Annotated in this window: 9 protein-coding genes and 1 pseudogene; all 10 read right to left on the reverse strand. The window is 62.1% G+C overall.

Annotated elements, in window-relative coordinates:
• Positions 1–670, reverse strand: a pseudogene (locus tag WCA85_RS22860) (aldose 1-epimerase); the annotation flags it as partial.
• A gap of 196 nt (positions 671–866) precedes the next feature.
• Positions 867–1,775: an SMP-30/gluconolactonase/LRE family protein gene (locus tag WCA85_RS22865; RefSeq protein WP_424067133.1), complete on the reverse strand. Its 909-nt coding sequence runs from the start codon at positions 1,773–1,775 to the stop codon at positions 867–869.
• Positions 1,772–2,596, reverse strand: coding sequence for an SDR family NAD(P)-dependent oxidoreductase (locus tag WCA85_RS22870; RefSeq protein ID WP_424067134.1), 825 nt, complete (start codon positions 2,594–2,596; stop codon positions 1,772–1,774). The genes WCA85_RS22865 and WCA85_RS22870 overlap by 4 nt, the downstream gene beginning before the upstream one ends.
• Positions 2,597–2,722: 126 nt before the next feature.
• Positions 2,723–3,739 carry an L-arabinose ABC transporter permease AraH gene (gene araH / locus WCA85_RS22875; RefSeq protein WP_424067135.1) on the reverse strand — a complete coding sequence of 339 codons (1,017 nt, stop codon included), beginning with the start codon at positions 3,737–3,739 and terminating at the stop codon, positions 2,723–2,725.
• 71 nt (positions 3,740–3,810) lie between these two features.
• Positions 3,811–5,340 (reverse strand): L-arabinose ABC transporter ATP-binding protein AraG, encoded by a 1,530-nt coding sequence (gene araG / locus WCA85_RS22880; RefSeq protein ID WP_424067136.1) that lies wholly within the window; start codon positions 5,338–5,340, stop codon positions 3,811–3,813.
• Between the two features lie 198 nt (positions 5,341–5,538).
• Complete coding sequence (locus WCA85_RS22885) at positions 5,539–6,537, reverse strand: arabinose ABC transporter substrate-binding protein (RefSeq protein ID WP_424067137.1); 999 nt, start codon at positions 6,535–6,537, stop codon at positions 5,539–5,541.
• Between the two features lie 216 nt (positions 6,538–6,753).
• Positions 6,754–7,629 (reverse strand): SDR family oxidoreductase, encoded by an 876-nt coding sequence (locus WCA85_RS22890; RefSeq protein ID WP_424067138.1) that lies wholly within the window; start codon positions 7,627–7,629, stop codon positions 6,754–6,756.
• Complete coding sequence (locus WCA85_RS22895; RefSeq protein WP_424067139.1) at positions 7,626–8,306, reverse strand: 2-dehydro-3-deoxy-6-phosphogalactonate aldolase; 681 nt, start codon at positions 8,304–8,306, stop codon at positions 7,626–7,628. The genes WCA85_RS22890 and WCA85_RS22895 overlap by 4 nt, the downstream gene beginning before the upstream one ends.
• Positions 8,307–8,344: 38 nt before the next feature.
• The gene (locus WCA85_RS22900; protein WP_424067140.1) at positions 8,345–9,454 is read right to left on the reverse strand and encodes a 2-dehydro-3-deoxygalactonokinase; all 1,110 of its coding nucleotides are present in this window, start codon (positions 9,452–9,454) and stop codon (positions 8,345–8,347) included.
• A partial coding sequence (locus tag WCA85_RS22905) for an IclR family transcriptional regulator (RefSeq protein ID WP_424067141.1) occupies positions 9,451–10,201 on the reverse strand: 751 nt, incomplete at its 5' end. The genes WCA85_RS22900 and WCA85_RS22905, both read right to left, overlap by 4 nt.

Raw genomic sequence — 10,201 nt, forward strand, 5'->3', positions numbered from 1 at the left:
ACAGGCCTCCAGCGGCCGCGGACAGTTGCGTCTGCGCGTCGCGCACAAGAAACGGATGAACGCCAAGACCAAACGGCAACGAATCGCGCCCGGTGTTTTCGATCTCCAGCGTGATAACCAGCGTTGCGCCTTCCAGCGCATAAGTCTGTGCCGCACGGTAGGCATAGGGTTTGCCGTCGCGCCGATCGAGCGTCAGACGCACGTTCTCCCGATCCGATTCGGCCACCACCCAGTTGGCCAACCAGCCATCGCCGTGAATCGGCAGGGGCTCCGCGGGACGATTGCACGGCACCTCGACACGCCGATCGCCCACACCGAAATGGCCGCCGCCAATCCGGTTCGAATACGGAAGCATCGGATAACACGCGAGTTCGTTCGGATCGGTATTCGCGGCAACTTGCCGGCAGCGCCGGAAGATCGGCACCAGCGCGCCATCGCTGCGCCAGTCGAAACGCGTAATACCACCGCCTAGCGAGGGCGCCACGTCGAGCCGCAGTTGCGTGTTGGCAAGCGTCACGCAAGCCAGTTCGCCGGCGCTACCCTCGCCGACCGCGACAGCTGACGTGCTCGGCCCCGCAAGCACCGGATTGGCGGCAGCCGCGAGCCGTGCGCGGCGGGTCTGTGCAGTCTGAGAACCAGGTGAGGTGGAAACGAGATTCGCAACAGTCATATCAGGCTCCATCGAGAGGCGTGAGACATTGCCGTCATCGCTGACGGATGTTTATGCGGGCAGCTCGACCGGCTGCCTCTTTGAGTCCTTGAGTTTTTCACCTCTACCGCATGCTGCGCAAACTCCGACCTGCGACTGCAAAACATCCTCAAAGCCCTTCTGCACGCCAGTACGTGCCTTAAAGAAACCGATCCAATCAAGCCGTCGCGCTGCGCTGCGGTTTGCCCTGAAATAGCGGCTCGGGCAAGCCGCGCGCTCCCGGCACCGCCACAAACACGCCGCCGGCGTTGGCGTCGTTGGCGAGCGCGGCCGCATCCAGATCGACGCGCGCGCTCGTGATGTACAGCGTGCCAAGCTGCGCACCACCCAACGCTACACAACTCGGTTGCACGGTCGGCACCGTCACGCGTGCCGTTTCCACGCCGTCCGGGCCATACCGCACCACCCGTGCGCCGCCCCACTGCGCGTTCCACAAGCCGCCGTCCTGATCGACGGTGGAACCGTCGGGCTCGCCAGTCGCGTCCGTAAGCTTCGTGAAAACGCGATCATTCGCAATCGTGCCGTCTGCGCCGTAATCGCATGCACGAATTTCACGGGTCGGCGAATCGCAGTAGTACATCGTCGCGCCATCCGGACTAAACGCAATGCTGTTCGAAATCGCGGGCGCTGGCAACGACAACCGTTCAAGCGACAAATCGTGATTCAGGCGGTAGAACCCTCCCACCGCGCGCAAGGGCGAACCCTCATCCTTGGTGCCGAACACGAAGCGGCCTTGACGATCACAGCGGCCGTCGTTGACGCGCGTGTTCAAACCCGGCTCGACCTCGACAATACGCTGAGTCTCGCCAGTTGCAAGGTCGAAGAACGCGAGATGCGTAGCAAGTCCGAGTAAAAGGTAGTGCGGATCGTCGCAGAGCGCAAAGGTTGCGAGCCGTTCTGGCATGCGCCAGGAGGTGCGGCTGTCGTCGCTCGCGTCGTAGCGCCACAGGCGCGCGCCCTCGATATCGGTCCAATAAAAGCGGTCGCTGCGGGCGCACCACGTCGCGCCTTCGCCCAGCGTGCATTTCGTGTCGACCAGTAGTACTGCACGTTTCGGATCGTTCACGCCCACCCTCCGTCGACGATAAGGTCCTGTGCGGTGATCATCGAACTGTCGTCAGCGGCGAGGAACAGTGCCATGCGGGCCAGATCGTCGGGCATCAGTTCGCCGTCGATACATTGCCCTTCCTTGATTGCGCGACGACCGGCGTCGTCCAGCCACAAGCGCTTTTGTTTCTCGGTCATGACCCAGCCCGGCACCAGAGTATTCACGCGGATATCAAAACGGCCAAGGTCGCGCGCAAGACCGCGCGTGAGTCCCTGCACCGCTGATTTCGACATCAGGTACACCGGGTAGCCGCCGTTCTTCAGCATCCAGCTGATGGAGCCGAGGTTGATGATCGAGCCGCGTCGGGCCGCCTTCATGTCGTCCATCACGGCTTGCGCGGCGAACAATTGGTGGCGGAGATTCACCGCGATCCCCCCGTCAAACGAAGCGGGTGTCACGTCGTCAATCTTTTCACGCCTGTCATTCGCGGCGTTGTTGACCAGCACTTCGATCGGACCGAGCGCGGTCTTGACGTCGGCGACGGCCTTTTTCAGGGCGTCGATGTCGGTGAGGTCGCAGCGCAGAAAAAGCGGTTTGTGGCGCGAATCGCCAAGCTGATCGGCGAGCGCCTCGCCGGCGCTGGCGTCGATGTCGAAAAACGCGACCCGTGCGCCTTGCGCGACGAAATGTTCGACGAACGACGCGCCGATTCCGGTCGCGCCGCCCGTGATCAATACGGTCCGGTCGGTGAGGCTCGGATAACGCGCGTACCGGTTATCCGCCTTGAGGGGATTCGCGCGGGCGTCCGCGCTGTTATCTGAACTGGCAGGAGACGACATCGTTCGATTCCTCTGATTTTTGTGTGCCCCCACCTTTGCTACTTCGCGCCCGCCCCCGAGGGCACACAACCCAGGGGTGGCGCGACCCCGATGCTACTAGCAGCTCAGGTTCGCATCAATCGCGAATCAATCACGCGCACCGCGGTTCTTCAACTGGTCGAGCAGCACGGCGGCCAGCAGGATCGCGCCACGCACGAGATACTGATAGAACGCGTCGATGTTCAGCAGGTTCATCACGTTCTCGACCGTGCCCATGATCAGCACGCCGATCACGACACCCGAAATCGTCGCACGGCCGCCGAGCAGCGATACGCCGCCCAACACGCAAGCCGAGATCACGTTCAGTTCGAAGCCTTCCGCAGCGTTCGGCTGGCCTGACGTGATCCGCGAGGCGAGAATCACACCGGCGAGCGCGGTGACAGCACCCTGAACCAGGAAGATGTACACACGGGTGCGCTCGACGTTGATACCAGCGAGGCGCGACGCTTCCGGATTGCCGCCGATAGCCAGCGTATTGCGGCCATACACGGTCTGGTTGAGCATCACACCGAACACGATAAAGCACAGCAGCGTCACCCAGATCGGCAGCGACACGCCGAACATGGACAGGCCGCCAAGCGCGATGAAGGTATCCGACGACACGCCGACCGCCTGACCGTGCGAGACGATAAAGCCGAAGCCGCGGACGATTTCCATCGTGGCGAGCGTCGTGATCAGCGCGTTGATCCGCAGGTACGCGATGACCGCGCCGTTCACGAAGCCGATTGCAGCACCGGCCGCAACCGCTGCAATGATCGCGATGGTCGTGCTGCCGGTGGCGTTGAGCACCATCGCGCACAGCACGCCGGCGAAGGCGACGATGGAACCCACGGACAAGTCGAAGTCACGTGAAGCGAGACAGAACATCATCGTGCACGCGACCATGCCGATCTGCGAGATCGACAGGGCGAGGCCGAGCATGTTTTCGATCGAGAAAAAGTGATCGACTGTTACCGACATCGTGATGAACATGATCGCGAAAATCACGATCAGGCTGTAGTCAGTGACCTGCTGCCACCACTTCTGCTTGTCGTTGCTCTGCGGAATCAACGCTTCGGCTGCGCTCTTGGCGGCCTGTTGCGCGAGGTTTTCTCTGGCTTGCATTTGATTACTCCTCCCGTTTGCGTCACGGGCTGACGGGTTATTGAGGACTTGCGTCCGATCAGTGCTCAGTATCAGGCCGCTTCAGGTGCGGCGGCTTGCGGTGCGGTCGAGCTTTGCGGCAGTGCGAGACTCAGCACAGCCTGTTCATTCGCCTGGCTGCGCGGCAGTTCGCCGGAAATGCGGCCTTGTCGCATCACCACGACGCGGTCCGACACACCCAGGACCTCCGGCAACTCCGACGAAATCATCACAATCGCGCAACCGCGTTCCGCGAGCTGATAGATAACGTTATAGATCTCATGCTTCGCGCCGACATCAATACCCCGAGTCGGCTCGTCCAGAATCACCACTCTCAGATCTGGCTCGGCGAGCCAGCGCGACAGAATCGCCTTTTGCTGGTTACCGCCCGACAGGAAGCGAATTTTCTGGCGACGGCTCGGCGTCTTGATCTTCAGCAGCTTGATAAATCTGTCAGCCGTCTGCGCCTCTTTCTTGCGGTTCAGAAAGAAGCCTGCGCGCAGATAGTGTCGACGGCAACTGATATTGATGTTCTCGGACACGGTCGCCATGGCGACGATGCCCTCTTCCTTGCGGTCTTCCGGACACAGCACGATACCGTGACGAATCGCTTCACCCGCGCTGCGCACCTTGATGGTCTTGCCGTCGAGCATGATTTCGCCGCTCTTCCTGGGATCGGCGCCATACACGAGGTGCATCAGTTCGCTGCGGCCCGCGCCCACCAGCCCGAAAAAGCCGACGATCTCTCCGCGCCGCACTTCGAAGCTGGCCGCCTCTTTAAGCGGATACCCTTCGATCGCCTTGGCCGCGAAACGCACTTCGCCGAGTTCGCGCGGCTTGTAGCTATAGATATCGGAAATCTCGCGGCCGACCATCTCGCTCACAATCGTGTCGCGCTTCACATCTTTCAACGTCGGATGCGAAGCCACCTTGCGGCCGTCACGGAAAATCGTGCAGGCGTCGCAAAGTTCGTAAATCTCGTCCATCCGGTGCGAGATGTAGATCATCGCCCGGTTGTCGGCGCGCAGGTCGCGCACCAGTTTGAACAGCACCTCGGTCTCGCTGTGCGACAACGAGCTGGTCGGCTCATCGAGCGCGATCACCCGCGCATTGCGCATCAGCGCCTTGCAGATTTCCACCATCTGCCGCTGGGCGATGGAGAGCTTTCCGAGTTTCGCGTTCGGGTCGAGCGATACGCCCATCGCTTCCAGCCGCTCGCGCACGAAGCGCCTGGCCTCGCGCTTGTTGACCCACCCGAGCGAATTCGGCAACTGGCCGAGCAGCAGATTTTCCGTGACCGTCAGATCCGGCACGTACTGCAATTCCTGGTGGATCACCGCAACCCCGGCCGCAATCGACGCAGCGGCGCTACCGAAGCGCACCTCGTTGCCGTCGATCATCACGCGTCCGGAATCCGGCTGATACTCACCGCCGAGAATCTTTAGCAGGGTAGATTTCCCCGCGCCGTTTTCGCCCATCAGACCGTGCACCTGGCCGACGTTCACGTCGAATGACACTCCGTCGAGCGCACGCACGCCTGGAAAGACCTTACCGATATTGTCAAAACGCAGCGTCGCTGACACTTCGCCTCCTGTTGCATCCTGTGAACCGCATGGGCCGGCGCCGCTTGCCGCATGGCCCGCCCGACGGTCTGCCTCAACTGTTGTTGCGCCTGCCAGCACGTGCATCTCGAAACCCGGTTGCATGCGCCGCATTGCTGGACAAAGCCGCCGGTACCCGTGGGTCCGGCGGCCGTCTACTGCACTTCTTTTACTGGCTGCTTACTTCGATGCCAGGCCCATCTTTTCACGCACGTCCGCAACGTTGTCACGCGTGGCCAGCATGCCGGTCGTCAGCGTGAGCATCGGCGGTTCCTTGCCTTGCGTGATCCAGTCGTACATCAGCGTCGAGGTTTCTTCGCCGTGACGCTTCGGGCTGATGATGACAGTGCCGTAGAAGCCCGTCGGCGTCGGCTTCTTGAATTCGTTCAGAGCCGAATCCGAACCACCGATACCGATACCGATCATGTTGTCAGCCTTGAAGCCACGGCCTTCAGCTGCACGCACCGCACCCAGCACCGCTTCGTCATTCAGACCGTATGCGATCCAGTGCTTGTACTGCGGGTTCTTGGTCAACGCGATGTTGGCAGCGTTGAAGGCGTTTTCCGTATCGGTCTTCGCCTGCGGCGCTTCAACAATGTTGGCCTTCGGGAAACCGGCAGCGACGAGCGCTTCGGTTGCGCCGCCGGTGCGGTCAACTGCGGTCGGCAACTGGTTGTAGGTCACGTCGATCGCGCCAACGTCCTTCATGTCCCAGCCACGCTTCTTGATTTCCGCAGCCAGGCCTTCGCCAACCTGCTTGCCGATGTTGAATGCCGAAATGCCCATATGCGGCACCGAAGCGATCGGCTTGCCCGCGCCGTCGACCAAGCGGTCGTCAACTGTCATCATCTTCAGGCCGTCAGCCTTGGCCTTGGCAACGATGCCCGGTCCAAGCTTGACATCAGGCGTGCAGATAATGAAACCTTGCGCCTTTTGAGCGGCCAGGTTGTCGATCGCGCTCATCACCTTCTCGCCCGACGGTGCGCCGATTTTCACCAGCGTAAAGCCCTTTTCCTTTGCAGCAATCTCGGCAAACTTCCATTCGTCCTGGAACCAGGGTTCTTCCGGCTGCTTCACCAGAAAGCCGATCTTGACTTCGTCGGCGGCGTGCACAACCGGTGCGGTGAACGCAACGGTCGTTGCTGCTGCCACGAGCGTGAGGAAAATTCTTCGTTTCATGATGCAGTCTCCTGACTAATTAGTAGATAACGAGAAGGTATTGGCCGCGTCTTCTTATCCCGGACCTGACACACGCGGCCAGCGCGTCAACCGGTTAAAACAAAACGTTGCGCTCTGTGGCGCTTCATTACGGCATGCACCTCACGGCGCGCGCCACCTCTGTCTGTTGCTCTTTCAGTCGTTGCTTCTTGGTCGTTGCTTCTTGGTCGCCGTGCTTCAGTCGTGATAAAGCGCCGAGCGCCCACCGTCGACTGTGATACAGCTCGCATTGATGAACGGCGCCTCGTCGGATGCGAGAAATACCGCAGTCATCGCCACTTCTTCCGGACGGCCGATCCGCTTCATGGGCTGCAGGTCGAGCGTCGCCTGCCTGGCGGCGGCGGGATCGGTCTGGCCATTCCACCAGTCGTGCGTCAATTGCGTTTCGATATAACCCGGTGCGATCGCATTGACGCGCACATTGCGCGGTGCGTATTCGATGCCGAGCGCGCGCGTCAAGCCAATCACGCCGTGCTTCGCAACCGGGTATGGAAAGCAACCCGGAATGATCTTGAACGAGTGTGTCGAAGCGATGTTTACGATGCTGCCCGCGCCGCGTTCGACCATACCCGGCAGCACCGCCCGGCAACCATTCCAAACGCCGTCCAGATCGACGGCGAAGCAGCGACGCCAGTCGTCGTCGGTCATTGTCAGCGGGTCGCAGAACACGTTGATGCCGGCGTTGTTCACCAGCACGTCCACCGCGCCGAACGCCCGTTCGGCTTCACTCACCGCGTGTTGAACCGAGGCGGATTGCGTTACATCCGTTTGCACGGCGAGGACTCTTGCGCCGCTTGTGCCGCTTGTGCCACCGCCTATGCCACCACTTGCGCCGCCGTGACTTCCGCTTGTTGCGTCCGTGCCACTCGTACCATTTGTACTGCTAGCTTCGAGCACCGCTGCGATTTCGCGAGCTGTGCGCTGCGCCATCTCCAGATCCAGTTCTGCCAGCACGACCGCCGCGCCTTCGCGCGCAAAGGCGAGCGCAATAGCAGCACCGATGCCCCGACCCGCGCCGGTAATCATCGCGACCTTGTTGGCGAGCCGGTTCATTTCTTTGCCCCTGCCCGTGCAATCCGCAAGCCGTTGATATAGGCCTTCGCATGCGACGCCGTCGCCGCCACGCTCTGACCAGGCTTGTACAACGCTGAACCCAGACCGAAGCCATTTGCGCCGGCCGTGAGGAACGGACCCATGTTGTCCGGCGTGATGCCACCGACCGGCACCAGCGGCACCTCAGTCGCAATCACCGCACGCCATGCCTTCACGACGTTGCAGCCAAGCTGTTCAGCGGGGAACATCTTCAGCACGTCGGCGCCGTTTTTCAGCGCGAGGAAGGCTTCGTTGGGGGTCGCGACGCCTGGTGCGCACGCCATGCCCAGAGCCTTCGCGGCGCTCACCACTTCCGCATCACTATGCGGCATCACAATCAGTTCGCCACCTGCTGACTTCACCTCATTGACGAAGCTCGCATGCAGCACCGTGCCCGCGCCGACGATCGCATCAGCCGGCAGAACCTTGCGGATCGCAGAGATGCTGTCGAACGGTTGCGGCGAATTGAGCGGCACTTCCATGATCCGGAAACCCGCTTCATACAACGCCTGGCCATGTTCTGCCGCATCGGCGGGCGTAATGCCGCGCAGAATCGCAATCAACGGACAGCCTTCGAACGCCGCGATCAGGCCCGCATGCGGCATATACGGTGCGGGCAGGTTGATGTGAGGTTGCATGTCGTTTCCTTGTCTATGTCGTGCGGGGCACCAGCGTTTTAGCTGGCACGCGCGCCGTGCGCGGGAGTCACGAGTCCGGCCTGCGTAGCGATACGCCAGAGGCCGTGCTCGGTGGCCTGCTTCACCAGGTCGGCCTGAGTGCAACCAAACTGGGTCAACGCGAGCCGGTAACGTTCGCACAACGCTTCATTGCCGATCAGGCGCAGCGCATGACCAGCGAGACCGGCTTTCTGCTGCGCGAGCACAGCGTCGAGACCCGCCAGTTCGTGGCCGATCAGCAAGCCCGAGAGGTAATCCGGTTGCTGCTCGCTCTTGAGCTCACCGGTGAGACCTAAAGTACGCGTGCTGAACACTGTGGCGAGTGGCCCAGCCTGGCCCTTCTCACGCGCGATGTTCACGCCGCGCAGAAAGGCTTCGGTATCCGGGCGATCCGGCGCCGTCATCGTGCGGCCAAGAATGGTGTGATCGCGCAGTGCCGCGAAAATCTCGCCCGTCATAAAGGTATGAAAGCGCTCAATCTGGTCGCCGCGCACCACCACCCACTTCGCGTGCGTGCCCGGCAGGCCGATCAGCGAACGCGGTGCGTTTTCCGCTGTAGTCGGGTTGGCGGCATCTTTCGATGCCTGATTCGGGTTTGAGCGATCTGCAAGGGCGCCGAAAATCTGCGTTTCCTCGCCGCGCATCACGTTGGGCAACTCCCCGCGCTGCAACACGCCCGGCACGATATGCAGCGGCACGCCGCGCGCAGTCTGTACGCGCACGATGCCTGCGACCAGCGCGTCGGCGTTCGCCGGAGCATCAACGTAAGGCGCTTCAAGCCAGCCTTGCGCACTACCTACCATGCCCGCGGCGATCACCGGCAGACCGGGCGCGCCATCGAGCCATGCACCGCAGACTGCATCGAAGGCGGCATCAAAACCGCCTTGCGCAGCAGGGCGCGGCAAATTCATGATGCCGGCCGTCGATTCGCGCGCGGCCAGCACGTTGCCGGCCGCGTCGAACAGATACGCGCGCAGCGACGTCGTGCCCCAGTCGAGCGCGATCAACGCCGCGTGATCAATGCCGATGGCCTGAACTTGCGGCGCGGCGTCGACATTGACGTCGTCTGCGAGCTGGGCGACCGGCACAGGAGAACCCGATTGCGTCATCGTTTGATCCTGCGCGTCGCCGGCTGCGGCACACGCCAGCCGAGTTCTTCCGAGATGGCGCGCGCTTCACGTTGCACAACTGGGATCAGTTCGTCCATGCGTTCGAGCGACATGTACGGAATCGTGCTCGCCACCGACAGTGCCGCGACGATCGCGCCGGACGCGTCGCGCACCGGCGCCGCGACGCAGCGAATCGCCGCTTCGTTTTCTTCGAGATCGAAGGTGTAGCCGCCGGACGAATAGTTCGTCATGCGCTGCATGAAGGTGGGCAGATCGGGACGGTTGTCCGGCTTGAAGCTGACGCCGGCGAGCGCACGCCGCGAGGCTTCGAACAACGAATTCCAGGCATCCGGCGCGAGGTCGAGCATCATCGCCTTGCCGATGCCGGTTGAGGCGAGCGGCATGCGATGGCCCACGCGCGAACGCATCTCCAGGCCGCGCGTACCGGGAATCTTGTCGATATAGAGCACATCGTCGCCGTCACGCACGCCGAGGTGGATCGTGTCGAGCGTCTGCTCCGCGAGCGATTCGAGATGCTGTCGCGCGACAGCCGTCAGCGGCATCTGTTCGAGCGCGATGGTGCCGAGTTCTATCAGCTTCGGGCCGAGCAGATAGCCGCCCTGAACCTGGCGCAGATAGCGCGCCTGGACGAGGCTGCTGACGAGGCGGTGCGTGGTGCTGCGAGTCGTTCCGAGCGCCGCGCCGAAGGTGCGCAGATCGCGCACGCCGGCGGCGGCGGCTTCGAGG

It is taken from the genome of Paraburkholderia sp. (assembly GCF_049581445.1).
In the GTDB taxonomy this organism is placed as follows: domain Bacteria; phylum Pseudomonadota; class Gammaproteobacteria; order Burkholderiales; family Burkholderiaceae; genus Paraburkholderia.

What these genes read in the sequence shown, in the direction of transcription:
- WCA85_RS22870 (WP_424067134.1), bottom strand. Translation starts at nt 2,596, where the DNA reads ATGTCGTCTCCTGCCAGTTCAGATAACAGCGCGGACGCCCGCGCGAAT.
- araH (WP_424067135.1), bottom strand. Translation starts at nt 3,739, where the DNA reads ATGCAAGCCAGAGAAAACCTCGCGCAACAGGCCGCCAAGAGCGCAGCC.
- WCA85_RS22885 (WP_424067137.1), bottom strand. Translation starts at nt 6,537, where the DNA reads ATGAAACGAAGAATTTTCCTCACGCTCGTGGCAGCAGCAACGACCGTT.
- WCA85_RS22890 (WP_424067138.1), bottom strand. Translation starts at nt 7,629, where the DNA reads ATGAACCGGCTCGCCAACAAGGTCGCGATGATTACCGGCGCGGGTCGG.
- WCA85_RS22895 (WP_424067139.1), bottom strand. Translation starts at nt 8,306, where the DNA reads ATGCAACCTCACATCAACCTGCCCGCACCGTATATGCCGCATGCGGGC.
- WCA85_RS22900 (WP_424067140.1), bottom strand. Translation starts at nt 9,454, where the DNA reads ATGACGCAATCGGGTTCTCCTGTGCCGGTCGCCCAGCTCGCAGACGAC.